The sequence below is a fragment of the Pseudonocardia sp. WMMC193 genome (genome assembly GCF_021728735.1).
GTDB lineage: Bacteria > Actinomycetota > Actinomycetes > Mycobacteriales > Pseudonocardiaceae > Pseudonocardia > Pseudonocardia oroxyli.
The window spans coordinates 4349081-4366897 of sequence record NZ_JAKKDO010000003.1; the positions used below are offsets into that span (position 1 = coordinate 4349081).

At 73.0% G+C, this 17817-nt stretch carries 16 protein-coding genes; 1 reads left to right on the plus strand and 15 read right to left on the minus strand.

Annotation, left to right across the window (positions count from 1 at the left end):
- Nucleotides 1–25: 25 nt before the first annotated feature.
- The gene (locus L3X23_RS22480; RefSeq protein ID WP_237194300.1) at nt 26–1531 is read left to right on the plus strand and encodes a PLP-dependent aminotransferase family protein; all 1506 of its coding nucleotides are present in this window, start codon (nt 26–28) and stop codon (nt 1529–1531) included.
- Between the two features lie 34 nt (nt 1532–1565).
- Here the strand turns inward: L3X23_RS22480 and L3X23_RS22485 are convergent, their stop codons facing one another.
- From L3X23_RS22485 to L3X23_RS22555, 15 genes are all read right to left on the minus strand, one after another.
- Complete coding sequence (locus L3X23_RS22485) at nt 1566–2042, minus strand: (2Fe-2S)-binding protein (protein ID WP_237194303.1); 477 nt, start codon at nt 2040–2042, stop codon at nt 1566–1568.
- Entirely contained in the window at nt 2039–2914 is an 876-nt protein-coding gene (locus L3X23_RS22490) for a xanthine dehydrogenase family protein subunit M (RefSeq protein ID WP_237194305.1), read from the minus strand. Before L3X23_RS22490 ends, L3X23_RS22485 begins: the two co-directional genes overlap by 4 nt.
- Nucleotides 2911–5307: a xanthine dehydrogenase family protein molybdopterin-binding subunit gene (locus tag L3X23_RS22495; protein ID WP_237194308.1), complete on the minus strand. Its 2397-nt coding sequence runs from the start codon at nt 5305–5307 to the stop codon at nt 2911–2913. Before L3X23_RS22495 ends, L3X23_RS22490 begins: the two co-directional genes overlap by 4 nt.
- 233 nt (nt 5308–5540) lie before the next feature.
- Complete coding sequence (locus L3X23_RS22500; protein WP_237194310.1) at nt 5541–7853, minus strand: xanthine dehydrogenase family protein molybdopterin-binding subunit; 2313 nt, start codon at nt 7851–7853, stop codon at nt 5541–5543.
- Nucleotides 7850–8320, minus strand: a complete 471-nt coding sequence (locus L3X23_RS22505; protein WP_237194312.1) for a (2Fe-2S)-binding protein — start codon at nt 8318–8320, stop codon at nt 7850–7852. Before L3X23_RS22505 ends, L3X23_RS22500 begins: the two co-directional genes overlap by 4 nt.
- Nucleotides 8317–9126 carry a xanthine dehydrogenase family protein subunit M gene (locus L3X23_RS22510; protein WP_237194313.1) on the minus strand — a complete coding sequence of 270 codons (810 nt, stop codon included), beginning with the start codon at nt 9124–9126 and terminating at the stop codon, nt 8317–8319. The genes L3X23_RS22505 and L3X23_RS22510 overlap by 4 nt, the downstream gene beginning before the upstream one ends.
- On the minus strand, nt 9123–9437 hold the full coding sequence (locus tag L3X23_RS22515; protein ID WP_237194314.1) for a hypothetical protein: 315 nt from the start codon (nt 9435–9437) through the stop codon (nt 9123–9125). Before L3X23_RS22515 ends, L3X23_RS22510 begins: the two co-directional genes overlap by 4 nt.
- A complete protein-coding gene (locus L3X23_RS22520) occupies nt 9434–10438 on the minus strand; it encodes an LLM class flavin-dependent oxidoreductase (protein WP_237194315.1) in 1005 nt (334 codons plus the stop codon). Before L3X23_RS22520 ends, L3X23_RS22515 begins: the two co-directional genes overlap by 4 nt.
- Nucleotides 10435–11520, minus strand: coding sequence for a branched-chain amino acid ABC transporter permease (locus tag L3X23_RS22525; RefSeq protein ID WP_237194316.1), 1086 nt, complete (start codon nt 11518–11520; stop codon nt 10435–10437). The genes L3X23_RS22520 and L3X23_RS22525 overlap by 4 nt, the downstream gene beginning before the upstream one ends.
- A complete protein-coding gene (locus L3X23_RS22530; RefSeq protein ID WP_237194317.1) occupies nt 11517–12398 on the minus strand; it encodes a branched-chain amino acid ABC transporter permease in 882 nt (293 codons plus the stop codon). The genes L3X23_RS22525 and L3X23_RS22530 overlap by 4 nt, the downstream gene beginning before the upstream one ends.
- Entirely contained in the window at nt 12395–13111 is a 717-nt protein-coding gene (locus tag L3X23_RS22535; protein WP_237194318.1) for an ABC transporter ATP-binding protein, read from the minus strand. The genes L3X23_RS22530 and L3X23_RS22535 overlap by 4 nt, the downstream gene beginning before the upstream one ends.
- Nucleotides 13104–13823, minus strand: coding sequence for an ABC transporter ATP-binding protein (locus L3X23_RS22540; RefSeq protein ID WP_237194319.1), 720 nt, complete (start codon nt 13821–13823; stop codon nt 13104–13106). Before L3X23_RS22540 ends, L3X23_RS22535 begins: the two co-directional genes overlap by 8 nt.
- Nucleotides 13823–15022 (minus strand): ABC transporter substrate-binding protein, encoded by a 1200-nt coding sequence (locus L3X23_RS22545; protein ID WP_237194320.1) that lies wholly within the window; start codon nt 15020–15022, stop codon nt 13823–13825. Before L3X23_RS22545 ends, L3X23_RS22540 begins: the two co-directional genes overlap by 1 nt.
- Before the next feature lie 38 nt (nt 15023–15060).
- Nucleotides 15061–16626, minus strand: coding sequence for a hydantoinase/oxoprolinase family protein (locus L3X23_RS22550; protein WP_237194322.1), 1566 nt, complete (start codon nt 16624–16626; stop codon nt 15061–15063).
- Nucleotides 16610–17701, minus strand: coding sequence for a DUF917 domain-containing protein (locus L3X23_RS22555; protein WP_237194324.1), 1092 nt, complete (start codon nt 17699–17701; stop codon nt 16610–16612). Before L3X23_RS22555 ends, L3X23_RS22550 begins: the two co-directional genes overlap by 17 nt.
- Nucleotides 17702–17817: the final 116 nt, after the last annotated feature.

Below are 17817 nucleotides of genomic sequence, written 5' to 3' on the forward strand. Positions count from 1 at the left end.
ATTCACCGCCGCCGTGGGGGGCCACGTGACATCTGCACGCAACACGGAGGTCCCCGTCGACGGCGGTCCCGGTTCCGCACGGGCCAAGGCCGCGCCCGCGTACAAGGCGCTCTACGAGCAGCTCCGCACCAGCATTCTCACCGGTCAGCTGCCCGCGGGTACCCGCCTGCCGCCCAGCCGGAGCCTGGCGGCCGAGACCGGCATGTCCCGCAACACGGTGCTCGCGGCGTTCGAGCAGCTCCAGGCCGAGGGGTACATCACCGGTCGGCAGGGCTCCGGGACCTATGTCGCGTCCGTCCTGCCCGAGCAGGTCCTCCCGCCGCCGGCCACCGAGCAGGCCAGGCCGTCGACGTCGACCGGTCGTGCGAACCTCTCGGCGCGCGGCAGGCGGCTCGCCGCGGCCCGGAGAGTGCCGCTGCCGTCGGTCCTGGGCCGTCGTCCGCACGGCACGGCGTTCCTCATCGGACTCCCGGCGCTCGACGCGTTCCCCTTCGACACCTGGGCCAAGCTGCACCGCGAGCGGTTCCGCAAGTCCGGGCCGCAGCTGATGCGCTACGACGACCCCGCGGGCTACCGGCCGCTGCGCGAGGCCGTCGCCGGGCACATCAGCACCGCCCGCGGCATCCACTGCACCCCCGACCAGGTCATCATCACCACGGGCTCGCAGCAGGCTCTCGAGTTCTGCGCCCGCATCCTGCTCGACCCCGGCGACCCCGCCTGGCTGGAGGACCCCGGATACCTGGGGGCCCGCGCCGCGTTGATCTCCGCGGGCGCGCGGATCGTCCCGGTGCCCGTCGACCGGCACGGTCTCGACGTCGGGGCCGGCATCGCCCTCGAGCCCGCGGCCCGGCTCGCCACGGTCACGCCCTCCCACCAGTTCCCGCTCGGCCACACCATGTCGCTCGAACGCAGGCTGGCCCTGATCGACTGGGCCGGGGACGCCGACGCCTGGGTCATCGAGGACGACTACGACGCCGAGTTCCGCTACCACGGCAAGCCGCACGCCGCGCTGATGGCCATCGACACCCGGCAACGGGTGATCTACGTCGGCACCTTCAGCAAGGTGCTGTTCCCCGCGCTGCGGCTCGGGTACATCATCGCGCCACCGGACCTGGTCGACGGCTTCCTCGCCGCCCACCTGAGCACCGACATGCACGCCCACCTCGTCGACCAGGCCGTCGTCGCCGACTTCATCGAGCAGGGCCACCTCACCCGCCATCTGCGCCGCATGCGGGTGCTGCACCGGGAACGCCAGGTCGAGCTCCTCCGGTGCATGGAGCCGCTGGGCGAGCAGATCCGGCTGGAGCCGTCGGACGGTGGGCTGCACCTCGTCGGCAGGCTCCCCCACGACCACGACGACCGCGCCGTCGCCCAGGCCGCGCTGCGCCAGGGCGTCCACGTCTGGCCGCTGTCGATCCACTACCTGGGACCCGAGAGCAGGTCGGCCCTGCTGCTCGGCTACGCGGGCACCACCCCGACCGACATGAGCCGCGGCGTGGAGGTCCTGGCCGAAGCCCTACGGGCCGGGTGACACGCCTCACGCCTCGACCCACGCCGGTCGGGCTTCAGCTCCGGAGCCGCTCCGCCGCGCTGAGGACGGAGGTGACGATGGAGTCGTATCCCGTGCACCGGCAGAGGTTGCCGGACAGGCACGTCCGCACCTTCTCGGCCGTGGGATCGGGGTCGGCCTGCAGGAGCTCGGTCGCGCACATCAGCATGCCCGGGGTGCAGAAGCCGCACTGGAGGCCGTGGTTGTTCCAGAAGGCCTCCTGCAGCGGCGAGAGCCGGTCCCCCTCGGCGAGGCCCTCGACCGTGGTCAGGGTGCATCCGTCGACCTGCACCGCGAGCATCAGGCACGCCCGCGCGGTCCGGCCGTCCAGCATGATCGTGCACGCCCCGCAGACACCGTGCTCGCAACCGAGATGGGTACCGGTGAGCCCGCAGCGGTGGCGGATGAAGTCGGCCAGGGTGAGCCGGGGCTCGACCTCGTCCGTATAGACGTGCCCGTTGATGGTCACCGTCACGGCCTGCTTGTCGGTCATGCGTTCACCTCGCTGCGTCGGAGGGCCGCCCCGACCGCCCGCTTGAGCAGCAGGCAGGCCATGTCGCGCCGGTAGGACGCGGGGGCGTGGACGTCGTCGGGCGGCTGGACGGCGGCGGCGACCGCGTCGGCCGCGGCGTCGAGGGCCTCCGTCGTGGGGGGCACCCCGGTCAGGACGGCCTCCGCGGCGTGCAGCCGGACCGGGACCGGGCCGACTCCGCTCGCGGCGAGCCGGACCAGGTCGATCGCCCCGTCCGGGCCGAGCCGGACTGCCGCGAGGACTCCGACGAGGGCGAGATCGCCGTGGCGACGGGCGATCTGCTGGACCGCCATCCCGGCCCCTGCGGGCAACCGGGGCAGCCGGACGGCGGTGAGCAGCTCGTCGAACCCCAGCGAGGTCCGGTGTGGTGCGACGAAGAAGTCCTCGGCCGCGACGGTGCGCGCGCCGCGCGGTCCCTCCACCAGCAGCTCACCACCCAGTGCGGTGACCAGGGTCGGCAGCTCGGCCGCCGGATCGGCGTGCGCCAGGCTGCCACCGACGGTCCCGCGGTTGCGGTTGGTCACGTGCCCGACGTGGCCGAGGAGCTCGGGCAGCACCGGGACCGCCGAGGCGGCGACCGGGCTCATCTCGACGTCGCGTTGCCGGGCCGTCGCGCCGAGCAGCAGGCTCGCCCCCTCGTCGCGGACGAAGTCCAGCTCCGCGACGCGGTTGATGTCGACCAGGAACGACGGCCGGGCCTGCCGGAAGGACAGCATCGGAACCAGGCTCTGCCCGCCGGCGAGCACCGTGGCGTCCGTGCCGTGCTCGACGAGCATGGCGACGGCCTCCTGGACGTTCCCGGCCCGGGCGTATCCCACCGCGGGCGGCTTCATCGCTCCCCTCCGTTCCCGGTCGCGGCCTCGCGGATCTGGGCGAGCAGGCGGGGTGGCGTGACGGGGAAACGCGTCACGGTCACGCCGTGGTCACGCAGCGCGTCGTCGATGGCACTCGCGACGAGTGACACCCCGGCGATCGTGCCCGCCTCGCCGACCCCCTTCATGCCGCCCGGGATGTCCGGGGCGGGCGTCTCCTGGTGGAAGAACCGGAACGGCGGGATGTCACTGGCGGTGGGCAGCAGGTAGTCCCGGAAGCTGCCGGTGTGCAGTAGGCCGTTCTCGTCGTAGACGAGCTCCTCCAGCAGCGCACCGCCCATCGCCTGGGCCAGGCCTCCGGCCAGTTGGCCGTCCACCAGCATCGGGTTGACCACCGTGCCGCAGTCGTGGGCCTGCAGGCAGTCCAGCAGGGTCACCGTCCCGGTCTCCGGATCGACCTCCACGAGCAGCGCGGCGCAGCCGAACGAGGTGGCCATGTTGACCGGGTCGAAGACGTCGACCTCCTCGAGGGTCGGCATCTCGTCCTCCGGGAGCCGGTCGCGCAGCCGCCGGTAGGCGGCGTCTCCGACGTCTCGCGTGGTCACCGACGCTCCCGTGGTGCCCCGCACCGAGATGGTGCCGTCCTCGATGTCCAGGTCGTCCGGCGACGCCTCGAGGAGCTGCCCGGCGACCCTGAGGATCTTGGCGCGCAGCCGCTCCCCCGCCCGGAGGATCGCGGCGCCCCCGAGTGCGGTCGCCCGGCTGCCCCCGGTGCCGTATCCGGTGTAGGGGCAGGAGTCGGTGTCACCGGTGACGACGAGGACGTCGTCCATCGGGATGCCGAGAGCGTCGGCGGCGAGCTGGGTGTACACCGTGTGGGTGCCCTGCCCCATGTTGATCTGTCCGGTGTAGATGGTCACCTTGCCCGTGGAGTCCATCCGCACGGTCGCCTCGTCGAAACCGGAGTGGGTGAGCCCGGCGAGGTTGAGGATCCGGCTGGGCCCGTAGCCGCTCGGCTCGATGTGGAAGGAGTACCCGATCCCGACGCAGCGCCCCTCGGCGCGGGCCTGCGCCTGGCGTTCGCGCCAGCCCAGCTCGTCGACCTTGCTCATCGCCAGGTCGAGACAGTCGGCGTAGCGACCGCTGTCGAAGGTGAAGATGGCACCGGTGAAGTACGGGAACTCCTCCGGTGCGGGGAAGTTCTTGCGCCGGATGGCGGCCCGGTCCATCCCCAGCTCACGGGCGGCCATCTCGATCAGCCGCTCGTGGACGAGGTTGCCCTTCGGCGCACCCCAGCCCCGGTAGGAGCCGTACGGCGAGCGGTTGGTGACCACGGCCTTCAGGTTCAGCTCGAGGTTGGGGATCTTGTACGGCCCCATGCAGGTCAGCACCGACGCCCAGGGCGGCCCGGAGCCGACGGTGCCCAGCGCGCCCCCGAGCACGCCGTAGGCCGTGCCGCGCAATCCGAGGATCGTCCCGTCGCTGCGCAGCGCCATCTCGAAGTCCATGCGCTGGTCGCGGGAGTGCCCGGTGGCCACGAAGCTCTCGGCCCGGCTCTCGAGCAGCTTCACCGGCCTGCCCGTGCGCCGGGACAGCACGGCGGCGATGACCTCCTCGCCGTAGAAGTCGAACTTGTTGCCGAACCCGCCACCCAGGTTCGGGGTGCGGACCCTGATCTTGTGGACCGGGAGCCCGAACACCTCCCCGAACAGGTCCCGGGCCAGGTTGGGTGACTGGGTGCCGAGCCAGACGTCGAGGGTGCCCTCGAAGGCGTCCCAGTTCACGATGCAGCCCCGCGGCTCGAGCGGGCAGCCGAAGGTGCGACCGTGGTCGAAGGTGCCAGCGACCACCACGTCCGCGGTGGCGAACGCCTCGTCGGCGTCGCCGTTGCGATAGGTGAGGGTGCCGCTGACGTTGTCCGGCCAGTCGTCGTACAACCGGGGGGCGCCCGGGGCGAGGGCCGCGTCGAGGTCCGCGACCACCGGCAGCGGCTCGTAGTCGACCTCGATCAGCTCGAGCGCGTCCTCCGCGACGTAGCGGTCGGTGGCGACGACGGCGGCGATCGCCTGGCCGACCCAGCGGACCCGGTCCACGGCCAGGGCGTGGGCACGGGCGATGCGCTGCTCGGGGATCGGGAACCAGATCACGGGCTGTGGTTCGGCCAGCTCGGCGAGGTCCGCGCCGACGATCACGTCGAAGACACCGGGCAACGCGCGCGCCCGGCTGACGTCGATGCTCCGGATCCGCGCGTGCGCGTGAGTGCTGCGCAGGACGGCTGCCTCGAGCATCTTCGGCACGACGATGTCGTCGATGTACTGGCCTCGGCCCGCGAGCAGGCGCGGGTCCTCGGTGCGCCGGATTCGCGCCCCGGTGTACCTGGTCCGGCGCTCGACCGGTTCAGCGGTGGTGGTCATGTTCGCTGCTGCTCCTCGTGTACCCGGACGGTGGATCGGACGCTATGCGGCCTCGGGGGCCGTCGCCATGGACCATTCGCCAGACTTCTCGCGTTCCCAGTGCACGACGACGAATTGTTTCGGCCGTGATTCGACAGGGTGTCGCAGGCCACGGCTCCGACGAGACCGCGGCGAGGACGGGATCGACGGACACCGCCACTCCGCTCACCGGGGCGATGACCTCGGACACCGCGTCACGGCCGCCTCCCCCGCAGGGCGGCGAGCACGGCGAAGGGGGTGAGGGGCAGCGCGGTGACGGTCGCCCCGATGGCGTCGGCGACGGCGCAGGCGACGACCGCGGCGACGGGCACGATCGGCGGCTCGGCCACGCCCTTGACGCCGTAGGGCCCGTTCGAGCCGGGGCTCTCGAGGATCTCCAGGTCGATGGGCGGGACGTCCAGTGCGGTGGGGACGCGGTAGCCCTCGAGGCTGTCGTCGAGCACCCGCCCGTCGGCCCCGATCCGCAGTTCCTCGTACAGGGCGTAACCCAGGCCCTGGGCGACCGCGCCGTTCACCTGACCGCGGATCATGGCCGGGTTGATCGCTCGGCCGACGTCCTGCGCCACGGTGTAGTCGAGCACCCGCACCTCGCCGGTGGCCGGGTCCACCTCGACGTCTGCGGTGTGCGCGTGCGACGAGGTGCCGTTGATCGTCGTGAAGAGGGCGCCGACGAGACAGCCGCCGTCGAACTCGGGAGCGGGGGAGACGAACCTGCCGGTCGCCGACAACGGACCCGTCGTCCACATGGCCGAGGCGCTCACCGCGGCGAGGGTCACGGTGGCCCCGGGGCTGCCGGCCACCCCGACGACCCCGTCGGCGATCTCGAGGTCGGACTCGGCCGCCTCCAGCATCCCGGCCGCGGCCCGGAGGATCTGTGCGCGCAGCTCGGTGGCCGCCTCGGCCGCCGCCGCACCGGAGCCGTAGGTCGTGCGGCTGCCCTGGGCGCCGTTGTCGAAGCCTCCGGCGTCGGTGTCCGGGGTGGAGACGAGCACATCCTCCACCGGCACGCCGAGTCGCTCGGCGACGATCTGGCGCACGCCGGTCTGCACCGCGCCGGTGCCGATCTCCGTGGCGGCGGTGGTGACCAGGATCGTGCCGTCGTCGGACAGCGAGACCGAGGCCTCCCCCGGACCGGGGTTGGTCAGCCAGGTCAGCGGGACGACCGCCCGGCCGCGCAGCCATCCGGGGGTGACCTCTGCCGGGCGGGCCCACGGGGCTCGGCGCTCCACGGACTCCATGGCCTCGGTGAGGACCGCGTCCGTCAGCACCTGCCCGTTGATCATCTTCTCGCCCGCCCGCAGCAGGTTGCGCAGCCGCAGCTCGCGGCGGTCGACGCCGATCTCCCGAGCCACGTGGTCGAGGTGCGACTCCTGCGCGAAGACGACGTACGGGCCGCCCACCCCGCGGAACGCCGCGGTGGGCGGAGTGTTGGTGTAGACGACCCGGGACCGGTAGCGCGCGAGCGGGACCCGGTACGTCGCGCCCAGCGCGAGCGGGGGCAGCCCACCGCAGATCACGGTCTCACCGCTGGAGTTGGCGCCGTTGTCCAGCAGCGCGTCCGCCTCCTGCGCCAGGATCCGGCCCTCGGCGTCGACGGCGGTGCGCAACCGCAGGATCGCGTTCTCCCGCGGGCCCGCGGTGGCCAGCTCCTCGGCCCGGCTGTTCACCAGCCGGACCGGGCGGCCGGAGCGGCGGGCCAGCAGACAGGCGATCGGCTCCAGCATGGCGTCGAGCTTGCCGCCGAACCCGCCGCCGACCGTCGGCACCACCACGCGCACGGCCGAGGGCCGCGTCCCCAGCAGCTCGGCGGTGCGCGTGCGGACGGAGTGCGGGAACTGCGTGGAGGTGTGCACGACGTACCGGTCGCCGCTCCAGCGGGCGACGCAGGCGTGCGGCTCGATCGGGGTCTGGTGCTGGCGCGGCACCCTGAACTCGTCGCTCACCACCGCGTGGGCGGCGGCGAACGCGGCCTCCCACTCGGCGTCCGTGCCCTTGACCAGGCCGGAGTCCCAGGCGACGTTGCCGCCGCGGTTGCCGTCGGGCGCCTCGTACTCGGCCCAGTCCGGGTGGATCACCCGGCCGGTCAGCGCGGCGTCGAGGTCCAGGACGGGCTCCAGCGCCTCCAGCTCCAGCTCGATCGCGGCCAGCGCGGCCGCGGCCTGTGCCGGGGTCTCGGCGGCGACGGCGGCGATCGGCTCGCCGACGTACCGCACGACGTCGATCGCGAAGACGGTCTGGTCCTTGATCACGAGCATCCCGGACCGCGCGGGCGCGTCCGCCCCGGTCACCACGGCGTGGACGCCGGGCAGGGTCGCCGCGACGGTCGCGTCCAGCCGGGTGATCCGGGCCGCGGGGAGCGGCGCCCGCAACACGGCGGCGTGCAGCAGACCCGCCTCGGCCAGGTCCACCGCGTACACGGCCGTTCCGCGGACCTTGGCGTCCGCATCCGGCCGAGGGATCGACCTGCCGATGGCCGTGGGCGCGGGCCTCTCCGACAGGGCCGTCATGCCGTTCCCTCCTGGACCGACCGGGCCGCGGCGAGCGCCGCGTCGACGATGGTGTGGTAGCCGGTGCAGCGACAGAGGTTGCCGGTCAACGCCTCGCGGACGCCCTCGGCGTGCGGCTCGGGCTCGGCGTCCAGATAGGTGGCCAGGGTCATGACCATGCCGGGCGTGCAGGCCCCGCATTGCACGCCGTGGCAGGCGACCATGGCGGCCTGCACCGGATGGGGCGGGCCGTCCGGGGCCGCGAGTCCCTCGACGGTCGTGACCTCCTCGTCCTCGGCCAGCGCGACCGGGAGCAGACAGGAAGCGACGGTGCGATCGCCGAGCCGGACGGTGCAGCTCCCGCAGCGGCCGGTGCCGCAGCCGAGCTTCGCCCCGCGCAGGTGCAGGTGCTCCCGCAGGACCTCGAGCAGCGGGGTGCCGCCGGGGACGTCCACCTCGGACGTCCGGCCGTTCACCGTGAGCCTCATCGCGCCTCCAGCAGGTCGGCCACCGCGCGCAGCAGCACGGTGGGCAGCACCTCGAGCCGGTACCAGGCCGGGGCGAGCAGGTCGTCCCGCGCGGAGAGCACGGCGGCCGCGGCGGCCCCGGCCCGCCGCACCGTGGCCTCGTCCAGCGCGGTGCCCTCCAGCACGGCCTCGGCGTCGGGCACCCTGCGGGCCCGCTCCTCCACCGACCCGACGGCGACGCGCACCCCGGTCGCGACCCCCTGCGCGTCGAGTCCGGCGGACACCGCGACGGAGACCAGCGCGTACTCCCCACCACCGCGGACGGTGAGCCGCGCGTACCCGGACCGCCGACCCACCGGAGCGGGAGCGGCCACGGACACGACGAGCCCGCCCCGGTCCCGGAGGTGGGCCTCGACCGGTTCGCGCCGCCTGCCCTGCTGGGTCGCGACCTCGACGGTGGCGTCGAGCGCGAGCAGGGCGGGGACCAGGTCGGCCTCGGCGAAGCCGGGCGCGGAGAGGTTCCCGCCCAGCGTCGCGACGTTCCGGACCTGGGGGAACGCCGACAGCCGGGCCGCGCGGCCGAGTGCGTGGTGGGCGGGGGGCAGGGCGAGACGGCCCAGCTCGGTGTGGGTGGCCAGCGCCCCGAAGGGGCCCCGCAGCTCGGGGATCCGGTGCAGGGCCACGAGGACCGGGGGCGGGGTGCCCCGCATGAGCCAGGTGCCTCCCGCCAGCGCGGCACCGTCCGGGCCGAGCTGGGCGAGGCGATCCACGGCCTCGTCGACGGTGCCCGGCACCTCGACGCGCGGGCTCGCCGCCGGCGCGGTCACTGCACCACCCGTCCGGCGACGGCGTCGAAGCCGGAGATGTAGGCGCGGAACTGGTCGAAGAAGCTCGCCGGGGTCTCTCCGATCGACTTCTGGTAGGTGGCCAGGTCGCTGACCTCGATGATCTCGATGTAGCTGTGGGGTGGCACGTCCACACCGTCCATGACGGGGCCCTCGAGCCGCACGACCCGGTACCGCTCCACCCCGGGCAGCGCCTCGGCGGTGGGCTGGTCGACCTCGCGGACCCAGGCCTCGTACGCCTCGCGGACGTCCTCCGAGTGCAGGGTGGTCAGGAAGAAGACGATCTCACTCACAGGTGCTCCTCCAGGTGGGGCAGGACGTCGGTGGCGGTGAGGGCGAGGATCTCGGCGTTGCGCTCGGCGGGGAACGGGGCGAGCACCACCGAGGTGGCGCCGGCCTCGAGGAACCTGCGGATCCTGCCGACACACTCCTTCGGTGTACCCGAGACGGTGAACTCCTCGACCCACTCCTCCGGCAGCGCCTCGGCGATCGCGGCGAGGTCACCGAGGGCCAGGATCTCGCCCAGCCGATCGTGAATGCCGTACACGCCGGTCATCGGCGTCGGGCCGACCGCCTGCAGGTAGAAGGCCAGGCCCTCGCGGGCGGCGGCCCGCGCGACGTCCCCGTCGGCATCCGTGCTGTAGATGACGAAGGTCGGGATCCGGTGGGTCGAGGGGTCCCGGCCCGCCTTCGCCGCGCCCGCCGCGATGTGCTGCTTCGCGTACTCCAGGTACTTCGGCGCCGCGATGACGGACATGACCGTGCCGTCTGCGATCTCGCCCGCCAGCTCGAGGGACTTCGGCCCGATCACACCGGCGTAGAGGTCCACGCCCGCGGGGTTCGGGTGCACCAGCGAGACCTGGTCGAAGGTGAACGGGCCGTCGTCGATCGTGAGCGTCTCGCCGGCCAGCAGCGCCCGCGTCGTCTCGATCACCGCCCGCAGGGACCGCATGGGGGACTTGGGGTAGAGGCCCATCTGCCGGGTCCAGAAGGGCACGCCGTGTCCGATCCCGGTGATCAGGCGGCCCGGGTAGGCGAGGCTCAGCGTGGAGACCTCCATGGCCGTGACCGCGGGGTGCCGGACGACGGCGGACAGGATGCCGATGCCGACGGGGATCTCGCGGGTGGCCTGCAGGGCCATCGCGGCGCTCGTCGGTCCACCGAGGAAGAAGTAGTCCTCGGAGAGCCACAGCTCCCCGAAGCCCGCGTCCTCGATTCCCACGCAGACGCTCACGAGCTGGTCGGGCGGAGTGGTGCCGTGCACCAGCACCCCCACGGGCGAACGGTCGGTCATGATCGGTCCTCTCCGGGGCCGCCTGCGGCCCCCACGGGCGTCAGCCGGCCGGACGGCTCTCGAGTCGGGTCGCCGCGGCCGGTGCCACGTCGAGTCAGGCGCAGCTCACGGCCTCCGGTGAGCCCGGACGGCCTGCACAACAACATCACGACGAGCACCACGCCCAGGACGACGTCCGCGAGACCGGGTCGGGCGGGCACGTCCATCCCGAACAGCGAGCCGCCCTCGACGCGGCGCAGCACCTCGGCCAGCACCGAGACCACGACTCCGCCGGTCACCGCCCCGGTCAGCGAGCCGGCGCCGCCCAGCACGAGCATCGTGATGATCAGGAAGGTGGCGTCGAGGTAGAACACGTCCGGGTTGATCGACCCGAGCTGCAGCGCGAAGAGCGCCCCACCGACGCCGGTGAGGAACGCCGAGAGCACGAACGCGATCCCACGCTGTACCGGGACGGAGATGCCCGCGGCGGCCGCGGCCACCTCGTCGGACTTGGAGGCGCGCAGCCGGACCCCGAAGGAGCTGCGCTGATAGCCCCAGGCCAGCACCAGCGCCACGAGCACCCAGCCCAGCGCCGTCCACAGCGTGGTGCTGGTCGGGATGGACGACAGGCCCTTCTGCCCGCGGGTCACCGACTGCCACTGCGCCGCGACCACGGAGCACGCGATCAGCAGTGACACGGTGGCCAGGCCCGCGGACAGCCCGCTGATCCGCGCCAGCGGCACCGCCACGGCGACCGCCACCACCGCCGCGACCGACCCGCCGACCAGCACCGCCACGAACGGGGGCGCGGTGAGCTCGCGGACCAGGGCCGGCGCGTCCGGCAGCAGCTGGCCCTTCAGCCGGGTCGGCAGCGCGAGCAGCCCGGCCACGTACCCGCCGACCAGCGCGAAGCTCATGTGCCCGAACGACCAGACGCCCGAGTTGCCGACGAACACGTACAGGCCGATCACCAGGATCAGGTTGACCAGCCCGGTGACGGCGAGCCGCTCGACCGCGCTCGGGCCCAGGGTGGCGAGCAGCGCCACCGCCACGACGGCGGCGAACAGCGCCGCGGGCACACCGAGGCTCCGGAGCCGGCTCACACCCGCACCCCCTGACCACTCCGGACGAGACCCTGCGGCCGGACGACCAGGAGGAGGAACACCCCGGCGAAGACGATCGCGTCCCGGAACGGGGCGAGACCGACCGGCAGTACCTCCTGCAGCAGTTGGCCGGTCGCGCCGAGCACGAAGCCACCGAGCACGGCGCCGCGCAGGCTCGACAGTCCTCCGACCACGGCGGCGATCAGGCCGAACAACACTGCGTTGAACCCGAAGGACGGTGTCACGGACCCGTTGGCCCCCAGCAGGAGCACGGCGGCCGCCGCGGCGAGCACCCCGCTGAGGGCGAACGCGAGGCTGATGACCCTGTTCGCGGCGACGCCGAGCAGCCGGGCCGTGCCGAAGTCCTCGGCGGCCGCGCGCATCCGCAGCCCGGCCGGGGTGTGGGTGAGGAAGAGCCCGAGCCCGCCGATCAGCGCCGCCACCACGACGACGGTCACGACGTTGATCTTGGGTAGGTAGATCGCCCCGAAGGTCCAGCTCTCCCGGAACACCGGCCCGAGGTCGGTGGCCCGCGGCAGCGCCCCGAACACGGTCTCGGCGAGGCTGGCCAGCAGCACGCTGACCGCGAACGAGGTCACCAGCATCGTCTCGGGTGCGGCGCCGCGGACTCCGCGGAAGGCCACCAGCTCCAACACCACCGCGAGCCCCACGCACACCGCCACGGTGAGCAGCAGCCGCAGGACGAGGGGCAGCCCGGCCGTGAACACCAGGGTGTAGCCGCCCGCCATGATCAGGCTGGAGTGGGCGAAGTTGACCAGCCGCAGGATGCCGAAGACGAGCGCGACGCCGAGCGCGTAGAGGGCGTAGAGCCCACCGAGGTTCAGCGCGTTCACCAGCGCCTGCACGACCTGGTTCACACCGCCTCCCCCAGATACTCGGCAGCCATCGCCGCCGCACCGCCCAGCTCCGCGGCCGTGCCGGACCGCACGATCCGCCCCGTGCGCAGCACCGAGGTGCGGTCGGCCAGCTCGACGGCGCGCGTCGCGTTCTGCTCGACCAGCACGATCGTCAGTCCCTCCCGGCGCAGCCGCGCCACGGTCTCGAACACCAGGTCGACGATCTTGGGCGCCAGCCCGAGCGACGGTTCGTCGAGCAGGAGCAGCCGCGGCCGGGACATCAGCGCCCGGGCGATGGCCAGCTGCTGCTGCTCGCCGCCGGACAACAGCCCGGCCTGCTGCCGGTAGCGCTCGCGCAGGATCGGGAAGCGCTCCAGCTCGCGTTCGAGGTCCTCGGCGACCCCCGAGCGCCGGATCGTGGCGCCGAGCGCGAGGTTCTCCGCCACGCTCAGCCCGGTGAAGACGTGGCGGCCCTCCGGGACGAGCGCGACCCCGCGGCGGACGACCTTCTCGGGCGCGAGCCCGGAGAGCACCTCACCGCCGAGCGCCACGGTGCCGCGCGCGGGGCGCACCGCGCCGGTGATCGCGGCCAACGTCGAGGACTTGCCCGCGCCGTTGGGCCCCACCAGGGCGACCAGCTCCCCTTCGGCCACGTCCAGGTCGATGCCGTGCACGGCGGTCACGGACCCGTACCGGACGGTCAGGCCGCGCACGGACAGCAGCGGCTCAGGCATGTCCCGCCCCCAGGTAGGCCTCGATCACGAGCGGATCGGCCCGCACCTGCGCGGGGGTGCCGACCGCGAGGGTGCGGCCGTGGTCGATGACGTGCAGCCGATCGCAGAGCCGCATGATCAGCCGCATGTCGTGCTCGATCACCACGAGCCCGCAGCCGTACTGCTCGGGCACGGCCCTCAGCCACCGGAGCAGCTCGTCGCTCTCCTCCTCGTTCAGCCCCGCCGCCGGCTCGTCGAGCACCACGTAGCGCGGGTCGCCGACCAGAGCCCGTGCGACGCCGAGCCGACGCTCGAGCCCGTAGGGCAGGGAGGTCGCCTCGACCTCCGCGAGCGAACCGAGGTCGGCGCGGTCGAGGAGCTCCGTCGTGGCACGGCGGGCCGCCCGGCGACGCAGACCCGCGCCCAGCGCCGCGGCGTGCAGGTTCTCGGCGACGGTCATCCCGCCGAAGAGCCGGACGTTCTGGAAGGTGCGCCGCACCCCGACCCGGCTGAGCCGTTGCGGGGACCAGCCGGTCACGTCCCGTCCGTCGACGCTCACGGCGCCCGAGTGGCGCTGGAACCCGGTGAGCACGTTGGTCAGCGTCGTCTTCCCGGCACCGTTCGGCCCGATCAGGCCCAGGATCTCGCCCGGACGGACGCTCAGCTCGACGTCCTCGAGCGCCGTCAGGCCCGCGAACGCCACCGTCACCCCGGACGCCGTGAGGATGTCCATCAGCAGGGCGCCTGACCCATGAGCGACTGCACCGCGCGCTCCCCGACGACGGCGGGAACACCGTCGGTGTAGGTCTTGAGCAGCAGCGGGCGACCCGACGGGATGTGGCAGTCCGCGGTGAACGTGGTCGGGCCGATCAGCAGGTCCTCGTCGGTGAACCGGTCGAGCTGGGCCTGGACGGCGGCGGTGTCGGTCGAGCCGGCCCGCTCCACGGCCCGGGCGATCGCCTGCACCATGGAGTAGCCCTGCAGCGGGTAGTTCGCGCTCGCCGCGGGCTGCCCGGTCGCCGCCTCGAGGCGGGTGAAGAAGTCGTTCTTCGCGGCGACCGGGTCGTCGCCGGTCAACGCGCCCGCGGCCGGGATGGTGAAGTCCGACAGGCCGGGGACGGCCTCGGTCCAGTAGGTCCCGTCGAAGGCCTGGGCGCCGAGCAACGGCTGGGTCAGGCCCGCCGCGCGGAGCTGGCGGAGCAGGGTCGCACCGCCGGGCGGGTAGCTGGCCACCAGGATCACGTCCGGGTTCGCGCGCTGCACCGCCGCGATCTGGGCGGCCGCCGACTCGTCGCCGTTCTGGTAGGTCTCCTCGCCCACCGTCGTGCCGCCCAGGTCGGCCCAGCGCTTCTCGAAGAAGTCCCCGACGACCTGGGTGTACTCGAGGGTCTGATCGGTGATCACGAACGGCCGCGTGTAGCCCTTCTCCTTGGCGTACTCCGCGAGCATCGCGCCCTCGGTCGGCGAGCCGGGGTAGAGGTTGTAGGTCAGCGGGCCGATGCCGTCCACGCCGTAGAGCGGGCCACCGGCACACCCCATCGCGATCGTGTCCGCGTCGTTGGCGACCCGCGCGGCGGGGCCGCCGATGTCGAAGTCGCACGAGGTGACGACGAAGTCGGCGCCCTGGTCCAGGACGTCCTGTGCGGCGGTCTGGATCTTCGAGGTGTCGGTCTCGTTGTTCGTGGTGATCATCTTCAGCGGGCGACCGAGCACCCCGCCCTGGGCGTTGATGTCGTCCACGGCGAGCTGCATGCCCTGTTGGACCGGGATGTCGAACACGCTCATGAAACCGGTGAGGCCTGCGGTCTGGCCGATCACGATGGGCTCGGTACCGTCCGAGCCGTCGGACTCGGTGCCCGACGAGCAGCCGGCGACGAGCGCGACGGCCGCGGTCAGGGGCGCGAGGACGCGCCAGGCACGGGTGGGACGCATGGGGTCTCCGTATCGGGGTGGGGATGGGGTCGTGCCCGTCACATCCGGCCGAGCGGACCCGCGGCCTTCACCCGGATCCGGACCACCGGCTCGGTCAGGTAGGCCATCGGGACCTCCTCGACCTCGACGATCTCGACTGCGGCGGGGTCGGCCCCCGCGCTGATCGCCTCGTCCCGGGCCGCGGCGCAGGCGAGGTCCAGGACCTCCTGGCGCTCCCGGCCCGCGAGCTTGAACACCTTGTCGACCTGCCCGGACACCGAGGCGATGGCCGCCCCGATGGCGTTGGCCACGTCGTAGTCCTCAGGCCGGATGATCCGCTCGACACCCGGGATGGTGGCCGGGAGGATCACGCTCCCGCCGCCGACGGCGACCAGGGGAACCGGGCCGCGCGCGGTCTTGATCTGATCGGTGGCCACCGTCACGAGATCGTCCGCCTTGGCCAGCGCCGCGGCCAGCAGGTCCTCGTGGCCCGCCACCGCCGCCGGGTCGCCGAACGCGGCGCGCCCGCTCGCGACGGCGGCGTCGGACAGGGTCGCGGTGGCTCCCCCGAAGACGAGGGCCTCGTCCCGGAGCCGGTACCCGACGCTCTCCGGCCCGACGTCGACCGCCTGCGGGGACCCACTCACCCGGGTCCCTCCTCCGACGGCGATCGCGACGAGGTCCGGCATCCGGAAGTTCGTCCGGACCCCGCCGATGTCGGTGGGGGTGGAGGACTCGCGGGGGAACCCGTTGAGCAGCATGCCCACGTCGCTCGAGGTCCCGCCGACGTCCACCACCACTGCGTCCGAGACGTCCGCCAGGTAGCAGGCACCGCGCATGCTGTTGGCCGGGCCGCTGCCGATGGTGAGCACCGGGAAGCGCAGGACGTAGTCCAGACCCATCAGCGTGCCGTCGTTCTGGGTCAGGAACGCGACCGCGTCGATGCCGTTCTGCACCAGCGCGGCGGTGAGCCCGTGGACGACCTTGTGGGCCACGCCCACCAGGGCGGCGTTGAGGATGCAGGCGTTCTCCCGCTCCAGCAGCCCGAGCGCACCGATGCCCTGGGAGAGGCTGACCGGGATCTCGGGCCCGAGGACCCGCCGCACGACGTCCTCGGCCAGCCGCTCGTGCTCGCCCGAGACCGGCGAGAACACCGCCGAGATCGCGACCGCCTCCGCGGTGCCCGCGACCTTCTCCAGGAAGGCCGCGACCTCGTCCGGCTGGAAGGGGACCAACGCTCGGCCCGTCACCTCCGATCCGCCGGAGACCACGGCCTCGCCCGCCGACACGACCTGGCGCAGGTCGTCCGGCCAGTCGGAGAACGGCGGGATCGACACCGTCGCGGGGGCACCGATCCTGATCACCGCCACCTTCAGCAGATCCCGGCGCTCCAGGATCGCGTTGGTGGCGTGCGTGGTACCCAGCATCACGTGCGTGATGCGCTCGACCGGCTGGTCGATCTGCCCCAGCACGGCCTGCAGCGCCGTGGTGATGCCGCTGGTCAGGTCCGGTGTCGTGGGCGTCTTGTGCTTGGCGAGCAGACGGTTCTCGGAGTCGAGGACCACGGCGTCGGTGTTGGTGCCGCCGACGTCGATCCCGATCCGCAGGTCAACCGACGCGGGCATGGCGGTCCTCCACGGGCACGTAGTCGAGCTCGTAGCCGAAGGCGCGCGGTCCGACGGTGGCCAGGCCGCGCTCGCTCCGCCACTGGTCGGGAGCCCGGAAGACCCCGACCACGACCCGCTGGCCGTAGCGGATGTGCTCGGTGACGATCCCGTGCGCGGAGTGCCGGTCCAGCAGCGTGATGATGTCCGGCACGGTGGCCAGCGCCTCCCCGTCCTCCATGGCGACCAGGTTCTCGTTCTGGAACTCGATTCGGACGAGGCGACCCGCGTCGCCCTCGATGCCTTCGAGGACCGCGGACCCGCGCACGAACCCCCCTGCCGTGCGCCGGTCGACGTCGATCACCTTGCCGGTGAGCAGCGGGTAGAGCCCCACCTGGGCGTCGAGGGCCCGGAAGGGGTCCTCGGTCGCCGTCCGGATGGTGCGGCCGATCGCGACCGCCTTGGACACGGTGCCGCGCAGCAGCGGGGTCGCGGCGGTGCGGGCGTCCATCGGATACAGACCCGCGCAGGCGCACCCGCCCAACGTGGAGACGGCGTTGCGGGCCAGCCGCTCGAGCCACACGTTGTCCCGGGGTTCGAAGGTCAGCACCTGCGAGCGCTCGTCGACGACCACGGCGGGCCAGGACGGGATGTCGTACAGGTGCGGGGTACACATCTGCAGCTCGGGGAACGCGCGGCCCATGAAGTCGCCGTCGACCAGGGGGAGCCCGGCGTTCGCGGCCCAGGCCACGGGGAGCATGCCGTTGAGCCCACCCATCTCCATCGGCATCAGCGCGACGAGCGGGCGACCGAGCCGGGCCTCGAGCGCGGCACGGATGACGTCCCCCTCGTTGCCGTTGGGAATCTTCTCGACCATCACGGTCGGGGCGCCGATCATGCCCGCGGAGACGAGCATGTCGTCGGGGTCCAGCGACTCCAGGTCGATCAACGGTACGGGCCCGGTGCGCCGCACGGCGTTGAGTGCCATGAGCAACCCGATCCGCGGGTCGCCACCGCCGCCGCCCGCCAGCACCGTGCAGCCGACGGACAGGTCCAGCAGATCCTGTTCGTCGAGCGTCGGGGGGTCGTTCGTCATACCGGAAACGTAGGCCGCGCCCCCGGCCGGGTTCCATGGGCGATTCGCTGAAGTCGGCCCGCAGACTGTGCAGAACGACGAAGTGTGTCGGATCGGCGTCAAGAGTGTTTCTTGTG